Consider the following 16726-nt stretch of genomic DNA (forward strand, 5'->3'; position numbering starts at 1 on the left):
TGGCTCCAGCCGGAACAGAATGGCGCCATGACCGGACGCTGGGAGTTCTGGATCGACCGGGGCGGCACCTTCACCGACGTGGTGGGCCGCCGCCCCGACGGCCGACTGGTCACCCGCAAGCTCCTCTCGCACGACCCCGGCCGCTACGACGACGCGGCCGTGGCCGGAATCCGGCTGCTCCTCGGCCTCGGCCCCGGCGAGCCCGTGCCCGCCGACCGGGTCGCCGCCGTCCGGATGGGCACCACCGTCGCCACCAACGCCCTGCTGGAGCGGCGGGGCGAACCGACCGTCCTGCTGATCACCGAAGGATTCCGGGACGCGCTGCGGATCGCCTACCAGAACCGCCCCCGCCTCTTCGACCGGCACATCGTCCTGCCGGAGGCCGTCCACGAGCGCGTGATCGAGGTCCCGGAACGTATCGACGCCCGGGGGCACACCGTACGAGCCCTCGAACTCGGCTCCGTACGTGAGCAGTTGCGCGCCGCCCACGCCGACGGACTGCGCAGCGCGGCCGTCGTCCTGATGCACGGCTACCGCCACCCCGCCCACGAACGGGCCGTCGCCGAGACGGCCCGCGAGGCGGGGTTCACCCAGGTGAGCACCTCCCACGAGGTCAGCCCCCTCATCAGGCTCGTCCCCCGCGGCGACACCACCGTCGTCGACGCCTACCTCTCACCCGTGCTGCGCCGGTATGTCGACGAGGTCGCCGCCCGGCTCGAAGGCATCCGGCTCCTGTTCATGCAGTCCAACGGCGGACTGCGCGAGGCCGCCCGGTTCCGCGGCAAGGACGCCGTCCTCTCCGGCCCGGCCGGGGGTGTCGTCGGCATGGTCCGTACGTCGCGGCAGGCCGGACACGACCGGGTCATCGGCTTCGACATGGGGGGCACCTCCACCGACGTGTCCCACTACGCCGGTGAGTTCGAACGGGAGCTCGGCACCCAGGTCGCCGGGGTGCGGATGCGCGCCCCGATGATGAGCATCCACACCGTCGCGGCGGGCGGCGGCTCCCTGCTCCACTTCGACGGCCGCCGCTACCGCGTGGGCCCCGACTCCGCGGGCGCCGAACCGGGCCCCGCCTGCTACCGCCGCGGCGGCCCCCTCACCGTCACCGACGCCAACGTCATGCTCGGCCGCATCCAGTCCGCCCACTTCCCCGCCGTGTTCGGACCGGACGGCGACCTGCCGCTCGACGCCGGCCTCGTACGCGAGCGGTTCACGGACCTCGCCGACGAGATCGGGCGGGCCACCGGGCACCGGCCCGCCGAGGCCGAAGTGGCGGCGGGCTTCCTGGAGATCGCCGTGCTCAACATGGCCAACGCCGTCAAGAAGATCTCCGTGCAGCGCGGCCACGACATCACCCGCTACGCCCTCACCGGCTTCGGCGGCGCCGGCGGCCAGCACGTCTGCGCCGTCGCCGACGCGCTGTCCATCGACACCGTCCTCGTACCGCCGCTCGCCGGGGTGCTCTCCGCGTACGGCATCGGCCTGGCCGACGCCACCGCGATGCGGGAACAGTCCGTGGAGGCGGAGCTCGACGAGACAGTACGGGAGCGGGCCGAGCAGCTCTGCGCGGAGCTGGCCGACCGGACCCGGGACGACCTGCGCGCCGACGGAGTGCCCGATTCCGCCATCAGCACGCGCGCCCGGGTCCTGCTGCGGTACGCGGGCACCGACGCGGCGCTCGCCGTGGCGCCGGCCTCCGTGGCCGCGATGGGCGAGGAGTTCACCGCCTCACACCGCACCCGGTTCGGCTTCACGATGGACAAACCGCTCGTCGTCGAGACCGTCTCGGTCGAGGCCACGGGGACGACCGGCGAACACGCCTCCCGCCCCCGCGATCCCGCACCCCGCGAGGGCCCGCTCCTGCCGCGCGCCACCGTGACCATGTACGCCGACGGGCGGGAGCAGCAGGCCCCCCTCCACCGCCGCGAGGACATCCACCCCACCGACACCGTCACCGGGCCCGCCGTCGTCGCGGAGGACGACGCCACCACCGTCGTCGACCCCGGCTGGCAGGCGGCGGGCAGCGCCACCGGGCACCTGGTGCTCACCCGGGCCCGCCCCCGGCCGGACCGGACGGCCGTCGGCACCCGCGTGGACCCGGTGATGCTCGAGGTCTTCAACAGCCTCTTCATGTCGATCGCCGAGCAGATGGGGGTCCGCCTGGAGAACACCGCCCACTCCGTCAACATCAAGGAGCGCCTCGACTTCTCCTGCGCCCTCTTCGACGCCGGGGGCAACCTGATCGCCAACGCCCCGCACATCCCGGTGCACCTCGGCTCCATGGGCGAGTCCATCAAGGAGGTGCTCCGGCGCAACGAGGGCACCCTGCGCCCCGGTGACGTGTACGCGATCAACGACCCCTACCACGGCGGCACCCACCTCCCGGATGTCACCGTCGTCACGCCCGTGTTCCACGAAGGGGAGCTTCAGTTCCTCGTCGCCTCGCGCGGCCACCACGCCGAGATCGGCGGTACCACCCCCGGCTCCATGCCCGCCTTCAGCCGGACGATCCACGAGGAGGGGGTGCTCTTCGACAACTGGCTCCTGGTCCGCGACGGCCGCCTCCGTGAGGCCGAGACCCGCGAACTGCTCACCTCCGCCCCGTACCCCTCCCGCTCCCCGGACACCAACCTCGCCGACCTCCGCGCCCAGATCGCCGCCAACGAGAAGGGCATCGCGGAACTCCGCCGCATGGTCGAGCAGTTCGGGACCGACGTCGTGGAGGCCTACATGGGGCACGTCCAGGACAACGCCGAGGAGTCCGTACGCCGGATCGTCGCCCGCCTCCACGACGGCGGCTTCCGCTACGAGACCGACGGCGGGGCCGTGATCCAGGTGACACTCACCGTCGACCGGGACGCCCGCAGCGCCGTCCTCGACTTCACCGGCACCTCACCGCAGCAGCCCGGCAACTTCAACGCCCCCCGCTCCGTGGTGACGGCCGCTGTCCTGTACGTCTTCCGCACGCTGGTAGGGGAGGACATCCCGCTCAACAGCGGCTGTCTGAAGCCGCTGGACGTGCGCATTCCGCCCGGCTCGATGCTCGACCCCACCTACCCGGCGGCGACCGTCGCGGGCAATGTGGAGACCTCCCAGGCCGTCACCGGAGCCCTGTACGGGGCGCTCGGCGGCCAGGCCGAGGGGTCCGGCACCATGAACAACCTGACCTTCGGCAACGACCGCGTCCAGTACTACGAGACGGTCGCCAGCGGCTCCGGGGCGGGCGACGGCTTCGACGGCACCGACGCCGTACAGACCCATATGACCAACTCCCGGCTCACCGACCCGGAGATCCTGGAGTGGCGGCTGCCCGTACTCCTGGAGAGCTTCGCGGTCCGGGAAGGCAGCGGGGGCGCGGGGCGATGGCACGGCGGCGGGGGTGTGGAGCGCCGGATCCGCTTCCTGGAACCGGTCACGGTGGCGCTGCTCTCCGGGCACCGCAAGGTCCCGCCGTACGGGGCGGAGGGCGGGGAGCCGGGGGCGCTCGGGGAGCAGCACATCGAGCGGGCGGGAGGCGGCCTCGACCGGCTGGAGGGGTGCGACACCGCCGAACTGGACGCTGGTGACGTGCTGGTGCTCCGTACGCCGGGCGGCGGCGGGTACGGGCCCGCAGGGGCGTGACCGGGGGCGCGTGGGGTCACCCGGAAGCCGTGGCGTGGCCGCCCGGCACCGGTCGCATAAACGCCGTTTCGACCGTTGTCGGTGCGAGGACCTAATCTGTCCCACGTGACTTCGCCTGCCGACACGGAAAACGCTGCGCCGCAGCTCAGCGCGGGGCCGAGGCCTGCCCCGGGCCCCGCCGCCGACGAGGGGCTCTCGCGTCGGCTGCGCGCGCTCGCGTGCACGGCGCCGCTGCACGACCTCGACGTGCGCAAGGCCAATCTGGCCGGCGAGTACACGGTCTACGCCATGGCGGAGGTCGCCCTCGCGGCGATCGACCACGTCACGCTCAACATGGACTTCGACACCGGTGCCGACCACGACCAGATAGTGGCCAGGCTGCTGCCCCGCGTCGGCGCCCAGGCCCCGGACCGCCCCGTCGCCGAGCACGAACGGGTCGCGCGCTGGGTCCTGGAGAACCTGATCAACGTCGGCAGCGTCGACCGCGGCTTCCGCGCGGTCTACGGCACCTTCGGACCCGACGGGGTCTACGTCCGCCGGGACTACGACTTCAAGCTGATCGAGGAGGTCCCGGGCTACGGCGGCATGGTCTACCTCCGCGCCACCGACGAAGCCGTCAACGTCCTCGTCGGCGCCCTGGACACCGATGTCACCAGCGCCCAGATCGCCGCCGAGGTCAAGCTGGAGGTCCTGATCAGCCGGGGCCGCCTCGCCGACGCCCAGCTCGCCGCCGAACAGGCCCGCTACCGCACCGTGCAGTACGCCGAGACGCTGCGCCGCACCCTGGAAGCCACCCGGCGCAACGTCCGCGCGGTCGACTGGCTCACCACCGTCCCGGACATGATCGCCGAAGCCCTGGACCACGTGGCCGACCGCTACCGCCACGAGAACGCGATCCTCACCAACATCCGCAAGGCGCGCGACGAGGCCGAGGACCCCGAGCACAAGCGCCGGGCCGCCGAGCTCGTCGACATCGTCAAGGACTGCATCCGCCGCCACACCCAGCTCCAGTCCAGGCTGCTGGAGGCCGGACCGCTCTTCCGCGCCGAGCAGGACCGGCAGGCGTTCGCCACCCCCGCCGCCCACGCGGGCCTCGATCTGTACGGGCAGCTCCTCGCCCCGCTCCTCCCGCTCCCCGTCGAGCAGTCCCTCCGGGCCACCGACGCGTTCTTCGCCCACGGCACCGGACTGCGCACCCCCACCTCCGTCCGCGTCGGCGACCTCGTCGATCTGCTCCTGACCCCGCCGCTGGAGCGGGAGCACCTCGGCATGGAGATGCCCGAGCCCGACCTGATCGCCACCCCGGACGACAGCCGGTTCAGCGACGCCCAGCTGAGCAGCGCCATGGCCCTGCTCGACCTGGAGCACGACGCGCCCCGCAGGCTCTCCGGACTGCTCGCCGAGGCCCGCCGCAGCGACCCCGAGCTGCCCTACCTGGTCGCCCTGCTCGCCGTCCACGCCGCAAGCCCGCCGGTCGGCACTGCCTACCGCCAGGGCGAGCGGCGCCTGCTGTTCGCGGTGGACGACGGTACGGAGCTGGACGACCCGGAGTTCGGCGGCGCCGACCTGATCGTGGGCATGGCCCTGCTGGACGCCGCCGGAATGGCCGCGGACCGCAAGGAGGCCTCATGACCGGCCCCGTACGTTCTGCGCACCCCCACCTTTTCCGTACCGAGGAGTCCCAGCCGTGAGCGACCACGACGCCGAGCACCCCGACGCGTGGACCGAGCCCTCCGCGTACGCCGGTCCCTCCACCGCGTACGCCGGTGACTCCGCGCACCCGCAGGGAGCCGGACCCGCCGGCCCGCCGGCCGTCACCCCGGCCGACGCTGCCGACGCGGCCCGGCTGGTCTCCTTCGGGCTCCAGCCCAAGCTGCTGCCCGCCCGCGACGCCGAATACGCCGACCTGCTGCGCCGCTACCGGGAGGAGAGCGCCTTCGCCCGGCTCGCCGACGCCGTCGCCACCGGGCTCGGCCTCATCGTCCTGGAGGTCTCCCCGCGCGCCGGGATGGCCGTCACCGCGGGCGAGGACTCCGTCTTCGCCGTCCGCATGGGCGACTACGCCCGCCGCGCCTCCTCCGACGCCGCCGACCGCTTCCTCCACGGCCTGGCCCACCTCGCCGTCGCCGCCCTCGCCTTCCCCCGCCCCGAGGACCTCGCCGACGACGCGTACATCGGCCGCATCACGGTCAACGGCGTCGACGCCTTCGTACGCCAGGCCTGCCGGCGGCTGGAGGAGCGCGCCGAGGAGCAGGGCGACAACACCGACCCCGCCAGCGACACCCCCGGCCTCGAATCCGGCTGGCGGATCTACGCCCGCCGCAGCTCCACCGGCGCCACCAAGGACGCCCGGCGCCTCGCCGGATCCACCACCGGCATCATCGGCAAGGCCGTCGCCTTCCTCACCGACTCCGGCTTCCTCCAGCGCACCGGCGACGACGCGGGCGGCGCCTACCGCACCACCGCCCGCTACCAGCTCCAGGTCCGCGACATGGCGGGCAGCGCCGCCATGGCCGAGCTGCTGGAGCTCGGCGTCGTCCCCGTCACCGACGGCTCCGCCACCCTGCTGCCACCGTCCGACCCCGACGACCTGGAGCTGGCCGCCGACGCGGGCCTGCCCTTCCACTCCTGACCCGCCCGCACGCTCCGCCAGCCACCTGCCGCTCCGCACCCGCTCACCGAACGACGAGAGTCCGCCGCCATGTACGAGTTGTCCCGGGTCCGCCTCTACTCCATCGGGCCTGCCGGTGCGCGCTACGCCGACACCGTCCTCGACCTGCGCGGCGTCGGTGAACCCGTCCCCAGCCCCGCCCCCGCCCAGGCGGAGTTCTTCGAGGACGAGCCGGTCGGACCACCGCGCCGGCCCGCCCCGGCGGGCGTGCTCTTCCTGGAGAACGGCGGCGGCAAGTCCGTCCTGCTCAAGCTGATCTTCTCGGTGATGCTCCCCGGCCACCGCAACACCCTCGGCGGCGCCAGCTCCGGCGTACTGCGCAAGTTCCTGCTCGCCGACGACTGCGGTCACGTCGCCCTGGAATGGCAGCACACCCTCACCGGCGAATGCGTCGTCGTGGGCAAGGTCAGCGAGTGGCGGGGCCGGCAGGTCTCCAACGACCCGCGGAAGTTCGCGGAGGCCTGGTACTCCTTCCGCCCCGGTCCCGGGCTCAGCCTGGACAGCCTCCCCGTCGCGGAGGCCACCGCCGTCGGCCGCCCCGCCGAAGGAGTCTCCGGAGCCCGGGGCAGGCGCCGCACCATGAAGGGCTTCCGCGACGCCCTGGTGGACGCGGGGAAGTTCTACCAGCACCTCGACGTGCACTGGGAAGAGATCCACGACCGCTGGAACGAACACCTCGGCGACCTCGGACTCGACCCCGAACTCTTCCGCTACCAGCGCGAGATGAACGCCGACGAGGGCGAGGCCGCCGGACTCTTCGCGGTCAAGAAGGACTCCGACTTCACCGACCTGCTGCTGCGCGCCGTCACCGACACCCGCGACACCGACGGCCTCGCCGACCTGGTCAGCGGCTTCGGCAACAAGCTGGGCCGCCGCGCCGAGCTGACCGCCGAACGCGACTTCACCGCGGGCTCCGTCGACCTGCTCAACCGGATCGTCGAAGCCACCGGGGCCCGCGCCCGCAGCCGCGACATCCACACCGCGGCCGAACGCCGCACCCGCACCCTGGCCCGCCGCCTCTCCGCCCGCGCCGCCGAGGAGCGCGGCCGCACCGCCGAGCTGGCCGAGCGCGTCACCGCCGCCGCCCACACCGTCACCGAGGCCGAGTCCGCCCGCGGCCGCCGCTCCCTGATCGCCGCCGAACTCGCCTACCGGCACGCCTCGCTGGCCCTGGCCGGAGCCGAGAAGAGGGCCGCCGCCGGCCGCAAGGAGCTGGCCGAGGCCCGCACCCTGCACGCCGCCTGGCAGGCCGCCGAGGCCGTCCTGCGCCACCGTGCCGCCGCCGACCGCTCCGCCAGGGTCGCCGTCGCCATCCGCGAGGCCGAGCGCGACGCCGCCCCCGCCCTCGCCGCCCGCGCCACCGCCGCCGCCGACCTCGTACGGGCGCTCCACACCGCCGCCGAGGACGGCGAGCGCGTCGCCAACGAGGAGGAGGAGCGCTCCGACACCCTCCAGGCCACCGGCGAGCGTGCCCACCGCGACGCCACCGTCGCCGCCACCGAGGCCCAGCGCGCCCGCAGCGAGGCCGGCCACCTGCGCCAGCGCCTCGCCGAGGTCGAGCAGGAGACCAGCGAGGCCGTCCAGGCCGGCTGGCTCGACAACACCGCGCCCGACGCCGACCCGGCCCGCGCCGCCCTGGCCGCCAGCGACGCCGAACAGTCCGCCGTCGCCGCCTGGGACACCGCCCGCGAGGCCGCCCGCACCGCTGCCGACCACGCCCGTGACGCGGCGGCCACCGAGAGCCGTGCCGAGCTGGCGGCCGCCCGCGCCGCCGACGGAGCCAAGGCGGCGGAGCAGAGTTACGAGGACGAGCTCAGGGCCACCGAGTCCATCGCCGCCGACCCCCGCCTCGCCGAACTGCTCGGCCTGCCCTCCGGCACCGGCGTCCCGCACCCCCGCCGGGGAGCGGGCGCGGAAACGTCGGGCGGGGCACAGCGGGACACCGCACGCACCGGTCCCCAGAGCGACGGCACCGCCCCCGAGGCCGCCCCGGAGGGCGCGGTCGCCCTTGCCGACCAGCCGGCCTCGGCCCACCAGCCGCTGAGCGCGCAGGAGTTCGACCGCAGCGCCGACGAGCTGCGTGAACTTCTCGACCAGTCCGTCACCGCCGCCGAACGCCGTCTCTTCGACCTGCGCACCGCCGCCGCCGACGACGCCCGCATCCTCGGCGCCCTCGGTGAGGGCGGACTGCTGCCCCCCGGCCCCGACGTCCTCGCCACCGTCGAGTATCTGGGCGAGCACGGCATCCCCGCCCTGCCCGGCTGGCGTTACCTCGCCCAGGCCGTCGACCCGGCCGACCACGCCGCCGTGCTCGCCGCCCGCCCGGAGCTGGTCGACGGGGTCGTCATCACCGACCCCGACGCCCACACCCGCGCCCGCGAAGTCCTCGCCGGTGCGGCCCTGCTGCCCCGCTCGGCCGTCGCCGTCGGCACCGCGGCGGCCCTCCTCGCCCCCGTCCCGGACCCCGGCACCGGCTCCGACGCACAGCACGACGGCGTCTTCCTCGTCCCGCCGAACCCGGCCATGCACGACGAACACGCCGCCGACGAGGAGCGCCACGCGCTGCGCTCCCGCGCCGCCGCCCGCGACGAGGACATCAGGACGCTCGCCGCCCGCCTCTCCGGGGACCGCTCACTCGCCGCCCGCATCGGCTCCTGGCGCGCCGACTGCCCGCCCGGCATGCTCGCCGAACTGGCCGAGGCCGCCGCCACCGCCCGTACGGCGGCCGAGAGCGCCGAAGCCGTCCTCGCCGAGGCCCGCACCGCGCGCGCCGAGGCCGACGAGGCCGCCGCCGACACCGCCCGGGTCCGCGACGAGCGCCAGGAGGCGGCACAGCGCGCCCGCCGCGTCGCCGACGCGCTGGCCGGGCTCGCCCACCGGCTGCGCGAGCGGGCCCGCTGGCAGGTCCGGCTGCGCGAACTCGTCGACGAGGCCGCCGAGTCCGAGGCCCGCGCCGCCGTCTGCCTCGACCTGGCCCGCTCCGCCGACGAGGACCGCCGGGCCGCCCAGCGCGCCGGCGACGACGCCCGCCGCACCGCCCGCGCCCTGCGCGCCGAGCGCGCGGAGATCGCCGGCGCCCCGGAGATCCTCCCGGAGCCCGACGAGACCAGGCCCCGCACCGCGCTGCCCACGCTGCGCGAGGCGTACCGGGCCGCCTCCCAGCTGTACGAGAAGGTCGGCGTCGGCGCCGACCTGCGCGCCGAACAGGCCCGCGCCGAGAGCGACGAGAGCGCCGCCCTCGCCGAGCTGGACCGCCTCACCAACAAGGTCCGCAGCCGCGCAGCCCAGCTCCTTGAGGGCACGGACGGTGCCGACGGACCCTCCCGTCAGGCGGCCGCCGCCCGCGCCGAATCCCACGTCCAGCTCCTGGAGACCCGCGCCTCCACCGCCAGCGAGCAACTGGGCCGGTTCCGCGGCGAGGCCGAGCGGCTCGCACCCGACGACGAGCGCCCGCACCACACCGAGCTGCCCGACGAGCTGGTCCCGGCCGGCGCCGAACAGGCCCAGGCCCTCCTGCGTACGGCCACCGCCGAACTCGCCTCCGCCACCGCCGCCCTGGACACCGCCCGCGCCGCCCACAGCGAACTGCTCCACGCCCACCGCACCGCCGAGGACTCCGCGGGCGGCTTCGACGAGACAGCCGCCCTCCTGCGCGACCTGCTCCGCGACCACGGCACGGAGGACGGCACCGAAGCCCCCGACCCGTACCCCGGCACCCTGGAGGAGGCCCGGCAGTCCGCCACCGAGGCCCGCCGCTCCCTGCGCGGCTGCACCGCCGACCTCTCGGCCGCCGAGAGCGCCGTCCGGGAAGCGAGCGACATCCTCGTCCGGCACGCCAACTCCACCCGCTACGAGCAGGTCCGTACCCCGGCCCGCCAGCAGATCCGCGAGCTGCCCGCCTCGGCGCTGCCCGAGCACGCCCAGAAGTGGGCCGACGCCTTCGCCCCCCGGCTGCGCGTCCTGACCGACGAACTTATCCAGCTGGAGCGCAACCGCGACTCCATCGTCGACCGGCTGCGCGGCCTGGTCGAGTCGGCCCTCGCCACACTGCGCTCCGCCCAGCGTCTCTCCCAGCTCCCCGAGGGGCTGGGGGAGTGGTCGGGGCAGGAGTTCGTCCGGATCCGCTTCGAGGAGCCCGACCAGGCCACCCTCACCGAACGCCTCGGCGAGGTCATCGACGAGGCGACGCGCGCCGCCCTCAAGAAGAACTCCGACCTGCGCCGGGACGGTGTGTCGCTGCTCCTGCGGGGCGTCGAGGCGGCCCTGCGGCCCAAGGGCATCTCCGTGGAGATCCTCAAGCCGGACGCGGTGCTCCGCGCCGAGCGGGTCCCGGTCGGGCAGATGGGCGACGTCTTCTCCGGCGGCCAGCTGCTCACCGCCGCCATCGCCCTCTACTGCACGATGGCGGCGCTGCGCAGCAACGACCGGGGCCGCGACCGCCACCGGCACGCGGGCACTCTGTTCCTGGACAACCCGATCGGCCGCGCCAACGCCACGTATCTGCTGGAGCTCCAGCGCGCGGTCTCCGACGCCCTGGGTGTGCAGCTGCTCTACACGACCGGTCTCTTCGACACGACCGCGCTCGCCGAATTCCCCCTGGTCATCCGGTTGCGCAACGACGCCGACCTGAGGGCGGGGCTGAAGTACATCAGCGTGGAGGAGCACCTGCGCCCCGGCCTGCCCCAGCAGGACCCGGACGGTGAGACGGTCCACGGCGAGATCACGGCGACCCGCATGTTCAAGCGCAGCACGCAGCAGGCCGCGGAGCAGGGGCCGGAGGCATAACCCCCGGCTCCCGCGGGCCCGATGAGGCATCGGGTCCGCGGGCCGGCCTCAGGCCCGGGAAAGATCGCCCGTCCGGGAAAGATCGCCGGCGTTCCGGCGGCCGCGTATGCTGCCGCCCGCCTCGTCCCGCTCGGCCGCTCGCGCCGCCCGCTGGGCCCGGCGCCGCTGCCGGCGCATCTGCCGGGCGGTGCTGCTCGGCTCGGACACCACGCCGTGGCGCTGGTTCCACACCTGCCGGGTGACCCAGACGTCGAGCACCGCCCACGTGGCGACCACCGTGCTGGCCACACTGCTGAGCACCATCGGGAAGGCCAGCCAGGAGCCGGTCAACGTGCTCAGGAAGGCGACCATCGCCTGGATGATCGTCAGCGACATGATCAGGACGGCGCGCACGGCGGCCGTCCGCACCGCATCCGGCATCCGCCGCTTCCTGGCCGGCTCCTCCACCCACAACTGCCGCGGAATCCGCGCTCCGTCCGCGGCGTCCGCTCTCGCGGTGCCGGCCGGTGCTCCGGCGCTCCCGCGCTCCTGCGTACTCAAGATCCTTCAACTCCCCACCACTGTCCGACTTCAGGGTGGCTGCCCGGCTTGCGCCGGTTCTACGCGGGCGGATGGGCTCCCAACTGCTGCGCGCGCCCCCGCCCTGCGTCTACCCCGTACATATGGACGAACCACTCGCTCAGAAGATTCCCCCTGAAAGCCACCGCAGGGCCCAGAAGGCTACGGAACGAATAATTCCAGCCAACTGATATGGGCCCGCAGTTGGGGGATCGGTGGGGATCCTCTGTCGCTTTCGCGAATTTCATCTCCGGGAATACCGGGACAACTCATGATCAAATCCCGACCGGACGGCTGAAAATCATCCGGACGTGTCTTCGAGTTGTCTCTGTGTCAGTAGTAGGCTCGCGCCGTTTATTGACGCAGGACGGACCCTCGCTCCCGTCGGTCCGATGCGCGCCGGTGTACACACGGCGAACGTCGGGGCAGGGTCGAGGGACGACCGAGACAAGACCACCCCCGCCGTGCGGGGCCGATCTGGGGGAGGCCATGCGCTTTCGCGGGAAGTCCATCCGCAGGAAGATCGTGGCGTTGCTGCTGGTGCCGCTCGTCTCCCTCACGGGCCTCTGGGTCCTCGCCACGTACGTCACCGGCCGTCAGGCGACCGAGCTGATGAGCGTCAGCACCACCGTGGACAAGGTCGCCGGTCCACTGGAGGAAGCCGTCCGGGTCGTACAGGCGGAACGACGGCAGACCCTCGTCTTCCTTGCCGACCCCCGCGCCTCCGACGCCCTTCCGCTCCTGCTGAGCCAACGCGCCGACACCGACCGGATCGTGGCCGAGGTCCGGGACAGCGCCCGGCAGAACGACGTCCGCGAGGCGCTCGACGCGGAGGCCCGCACCCGTCTCGACGCCATCCTGAGCGCCGTCGACGGCCTGGGTTCCCTGCGCGAATCGGTCGAGAAGCGCACCATCGGCCGGGCGAAGGCGCTGGACTTCTACAACGGCCTCGTCGACCCCGCGTACCGCTTCCTCAACGGTCTCCACACCACGGAGAACGGCTCGATGGACAAGCAGATGCGGGCGCTGGTCGGGATATCCAGGGCCCGCGAGATGCTGTCGCGCGAGGACGCGCTGGTCGCCTCGGGCCTCATCGCGGGCCGCTTCACCACCTCCGAACTGCGCCAGATATCCGGTCTGGTGGCCCAGCGCCAACTGCTCTACGAGGTCAGCCTCGAAAACCTCCCCGCCACCGAACGCCGACGCGTCGAGCAGTTCTGGGGCAGCCCCGACGCCGAACCGCTGCGCACCGCCGAGGACACCCTGATCGCCGCCGGGCCCACCAAGCGCCCGGGCGCCGTCGACACCGAGCGCTGGCAGCAGGCGGCCCCGCCCGTCCTCGACCGGCTCGCCAACGACTCCACGGGGATGGGCAACCGCTTCCAGGACCGTGCGGAACCGGCCGGATACCGGGTCCTCGCCCAGGCCGGGGTCGCCGGAGTCCTCGGCTTCCTGGCCCTGATCGTCTCGATCTTCGTCTCCGTACGCATCGGCCGCGAACTCGTCCGCGACCTCTCCCGGCTGCGCAAGGACGCCCACGAGGTCTCCGGCGTCCGGCTGCCGAGCGTCATGCGCCGACTCGCCGCCGGGGAGCAGGTCGACGTCGAGACCGAGGCGCCGCACCTCACCTACGAGCGCGACGAGATCGGCCAGGTCGGCCAGGCACTCAACACCCTTCAGCGCGCCGCGGTCGAGGCCGCGGTCAAGCAGGCGGACATGCGCCGCGGCGTCTCCGAGGTCTTCGTCAACCTCGCCCGCCGCAACCAGGTCCTCCTGCACCGCCAGCTGACCCTGCTGGACACCATGGAGCGCCGCACCGAGAACAGCGACGAACTCGCCGACCTGTTCCGCCTGGACCACCTCACCACCCGCATGCGGCGCCACGCCGAAGGGCTCGTGATCCTCTCCGGCGCCGCCCCCTCCCGCCAGTGGCGCAAGCCCATCCAGCTCATGGACGTGGTGCGGGCCGCCGTCGCCGAGGTCGAGGACTACGAACGCATCGAGGTCCGGCGGCTGCCCCGGATCGGCGTGGGCGGCCCCGCCGTCGCCGACCTCACCCACCTCATCGCCGAACTCCTGGAGAACGCCACCGTCTTCTCACCCCCGCACACCGCGGTCCAGGTGCTCGGCGAACGCGTCTCCAACGGCTTCACCCTCGAGATCCACGACCGCGGCCTCGGTATGCCCCCGGAGGTCCTCCTCGACGCCAACCTGAGGCTTGCGGAGACCCCCGACTTCGAGCTCTCCGACACCGACCGCCTCGGCCTCTTCGTGGTCAGCCGGCTGGCCCAGCGCCAGAACGTCCGGGTCTCCCTGCAGAAATCGCCGTACGGAGGCACCACCGCGGTCGTCTTCATCCCCGCCGCCCTCCTCACCGACGCCCCGGACACCCACGGCACGGGCTTCCGTCTCGACCGCCGCGCAGAGCGGGCGATCGGCAGCGGTCGCGGCGCCGACGCGTCCCCGGGCACCGGGAGCACCTCGCCGGGCGGCGACCGCAGGGCCAACGGCCGGTCCGCCGTCCTCTCCCCGGTCCCCACCGGGCTCACCGGACCGGCGGTGCTCGACGGCCCGGTCGAGCTCGAAGGCCCGGTCGGCCCCCTGGACCTCGCCGGCGACCCCCTGGACCGCGCCTCGGACCCGGCTCTCGATCCGGCCCTGGGTCCCGTGCTCGACGGCGTCTCCGACCTGGAGGACACCGAGAGCGAGCGCGGCGGCATCTTCCGCGCCCGCGACCTGCGCCGCGACGACGGCCGGGACCCGCGCGGTGACGACGGCCGGGACCGGCGCCGAGCCAATGACCGCGAACAGCACCAGCAGGCCCGCGACCACGGCGAGGGCCCCACGGCCGAGGTCCGCCCGATGCGCCCCACGGGCCCGGTACCGCTGCCGCGCCGCACCCCGCCGACGCTGGTCACCGACCGGGGCCGCCGGGTGGACGACGAGGACCAGGCCGCCGCCGAGCCGCCCGCAGTCGCTCCCCGCACCCCGACCGGCCCGGTCGCGCACACCACCCCCTGGGCCGCCCGCGCCGCACACCGCACACCCGCACCACTGAGCACCACCGCAGCACTGAGCGCCACAGACCCACGCAGCACCACCGAACCACGCACCACCACCGCACCACGCACCACAGACGCAGCACAGCACACCCCAGAACCACCGAACACCCCAGAACCACCCCGCACCACCGAGGCGCGCTCCGAGAACCCCCCGGCGCCGAACGGCCCGACCGCCCCCGACACCGTGGGCGGCCTGCCCCGCCGGGTCCGGCAGGCCAGCCTCGCCCACCAGCTCCGTGAGGAATCCGCAGACCGGACTCCGCACCGGGCGCCCGTGGACACGTTCGACGACGTCGAGCGCGACGCGGACGAGGTACGCAATCGCATGGCTTCACTCCAGCGCGGCTGGCAGCGCGGTCGTCGGCAGAACGCCGAGGACGCACAGGACGCGGCCGGCTCCGAGGGAACAGCACCAGGAACCACTCCGGGAGGGGACGGTCGATGACCGCACCGAACGCCGCAGCACCCAACCCCGCACGCCACGGCTCGGGCGAACTGAACTGGCTGCTCGACGAACTCGTCCAGCGTGTCGCCAGCATCCGCAAGGCGCTGGTGCTCTCCGGCGACGGGCTGGCCACCGGCACCTCGCAGGATCTGACCCGCGAGGACAGCGAGCATCTGGCCGCCGTCGCCTCCGGGTTCCACAGCCTCGCCAAGGGCGTGGGACGCCACTTCGACGCGGGCCGGGTCCGTCAGACCGTCGTCGAACTGGACGAGGCGTTCCTCTTCGTGACCGCGGCCGGGGACGGCAGCTGTCTCGCCGTCCTGGCCGATGCCGACTCCGACGTGGGCCAGGTGGCGTACGAGATGACGCTGATGGTCAAGCGCGTGGGGGCCCACCTGGCCAACGCCCCACGGACGACCGGTCTGCCCGCCGGAGGGTGAGTGGCGGGCATGAGCGCTGACTCCCCCCGGGGCACGGACCCCGGATCCCCGGACGGGACCACCGACCCGCAGTCCTCGCGTTGGTACGACGCGGAGGCCGGGCCGGTGGTCCGCCCGTACGCCATGACCCGGGGGCGTACCAGCAGCGCCTCCAGGCACCGGCTCGACCTCATCGCCCTCGTCGTGCCCGAACCGGCCGCCGAGGATCCCGGCCGGGACCAGACGCTCGCGCCCGAACACGTCACGATCGTCGAACTCTGCAGCGACATGCCCCAGTCGATCGCCGAGCTCGCCGCGGAACTCGACCTGCCCGTAGGGGTGGTACGGGTCCTGGTCGGCGATCTCGTCGAGGACGAGCTGGTGCACGTCACCCGACCCGTTCCGCCGGCCGAGCTGCCGGACGTGAACATTCTTCGCGAGGTAATCAATGGCCTTCGGGCGCTCTAGCCGCGTCAAGCAGCGGCCCGTCGAGCCCGTCACCCTGAAGATCCTGGTGGCGGGAGGATTCGGCGTGGGCAAGACGACCGCGGTCGGCGCGGTCAGTGAGATCAGACCGCTGCGCACGGAGGAGCGTCTCAGCGAGGCGGGCCGTCCGGTGGACGATCTGGAGGGGGTCGAGTCCAAGACCACCACCACGGTCGCCATGGATTTCGGCCGGATCACGCTCCGCGAGGACCTCGTCCTCTATCTCTTCGGCACACCGGGCCAGGACCGCTTCTGGTTCCTCTGGGACGAACTGGCCCAGGGCGCCCTGGGGGCGGTCGTCCTCGCCGACACCCGGCGGCTTGAGGACTGCTTCGCGGCGGTCGACTACTTCGAACGCCGGCGGATCCCGTTCACCGTGGCCGTCAACTGCTTCGACGGAGCAGGAGAGTTCCCCGCCGAGACCGTGCAGGCCGCCCTCGATCTCGACCCCGAGGTCCCGGTGCTGCTGTGCGACGCGCGGGACCGGTCCTCGGTACGTGACGTCCTGGTCGCGGTGGTCGAGAACGCCCTGGAGCGCGCGGCCCGGGACCGCCGGCCCGTCGCCACCTGACAGCGGTACGCGTACGGCCCGAACCCCCGCCGACAGGGGTACGGGCCGTACGTCGTCCGGCAGGCCGGGCTGTGAGTGTTCTGCGGCCATGACGATCCGTCAAGT

General features: G+C 73.7%; 9 protein-coding genes. 8 read left to right on the top strand and 1 reads right to left on the bottom strand.

Going from position 1 to position 16726, the window contains the following annotated elements; translation table 11 throughout:
• Positions 1 to 27: 27 nt before the first annotated feature.
• The 4 genes from ACK8N7_RS31715 (at position 28) to ACK8N7_RS31730 (ending at position 11080) form a co-directional block, all read left to right on the top strand.
• On the top strand, positions 28 to 3624 hold the full coding sequence (locus ACK8N7_RS31715; RefSeq protein ID WP_500444667.1) for a hydantoinase B/oxoprolinase family protein: 3597 nt from the start codon (positions 28 to 30) through the stop codon (positions 3622 to 3624).
• Positions 3625 to 3729: 105 nt separating this feature from the next.
• A complete protein-coding gene (locus ACK8N7_RS31720; protein ID WP_500444668.1) occupies positions 3730 to 5256 on the top strand; it encodes a hypothetical protein in 1527 nt (508 codons plus the stop codon).
• A 55-nt stretch (positions 5257 to 5311) separates the two neighbouring features.
• Positions 5312 to 6256 (top strand): hypothetical protein, encoded by a 945-nt coding sequence (locus ACK8N7_RS31725; RefSeq protein ID WP_403217763.1) that lies wholly within the window; start codon positions 5312 to 5314, stop codon positions 6254 to 6256.
• Positions 6257 to 6325: 69 nt separating this feature from the next.
• Positions 6326 to 11080 (top strand): hypothetical protein, encoded by a 4755-nt coding sequence (locus ACK8N7_RS31730; RefSeq protein WP_403217762.1) that lies wholly within the window; start codon positions 6326 to 6328, stop codon positions 11078 to 11080.
• A gap of 48 nt (positions 11081 to 11128) precedes the next feature.
• Here the strand turns inward: ACK8N7_RS31730 and ACK8N7_RS31735 are convergent, their stop codons facing one another.
• Positions 11129 to 11500 (bottom strand): hypothetical protein, encoded by a 372-nt coding sequence (locus tag ACK8N7_RS31735; protein ID WP_403217813.1) that lies wholly within the window; start codon positions 11498 to 11500, stop codon positions 11129 to 11131.
• Positions 11501 to 12127: 627 nt separating this feature from the next.
• On the opposite strand from ACK8N7_RS31735, the gene ACK8N7_RS31740 reads away from it, so the two are divergent.
• Genes ACK8N7_RS31740 through ACK8N7_RS31755 form a run of 4 tightly spaced genes read left to right on the top strand, consistent with a single transcriptional unit; the run spans position 12128 to position 16621 of the window.
• The gene (locus ACK8N7_RS31740; RefSeq protein ID WP_500444669.1) at positions 12128 to 15145 is read left to right on the top strand and encodes a sensor histidine kinase; all 3018 of its coding nucleotides are present in this window, start codon (positions 12128 to 12130) and stop codon (positions 15143 to 15145) included.
• Entirely contained in the window at positions 15142 to 15585 is a 444-nt protein-coding gene (locus ACK8N7_RS31745) for a roadblock/LC7 domain-containing protein (RefSeq protein WP_403217760.1), read from the top strand. The genes ACK8N7_RS31740 and ACK8N7_RS31745 overlap by 4 nt, the downstream gene beginning before the upstream one ends.
• Before the next feature lie 9 nt (positions 15586 to 15594).
• Complete coding sequence (locus tag ACK8N7_RS31750; RefSeq protein WP_032760586.1) at positions 15595 to 16032, top strand: DUF742 domain-containing protein; 438 nt, start codon at positions 15595 to 15597, stop codon at positions 16030 to 16032.
• Positions 16013 to 16621 carry a GTP-binding protein gene (locus ACK8N7_RS31755; RefSeq protein WP_403217759.1) on the top strand — a complete coding sequence of 203 codons (609 nt, stop codon included), beginning with the start codon at positions 16013 to 16015 and terminating at the stop codon, positions 16619 to 16621. The genes ACK8N7_RS31750 and ACK8N7_RS31755 overlap by 20 nt, the downstream gene beginning before the upstream one ends.
• Positions 16622 to 16726 lie beyond the last annotated feature (105 nt).

Origin of the sequence: Streptomyces griseobrunneus, assembly GCF_046713465.1 — a bacterium.
Lineage (GTDB): Bacteria > Actinomycetota > Actinomycetes > Streptomycetales > Streptomycetaceae > Streptomyces > Streptomyces microflavus.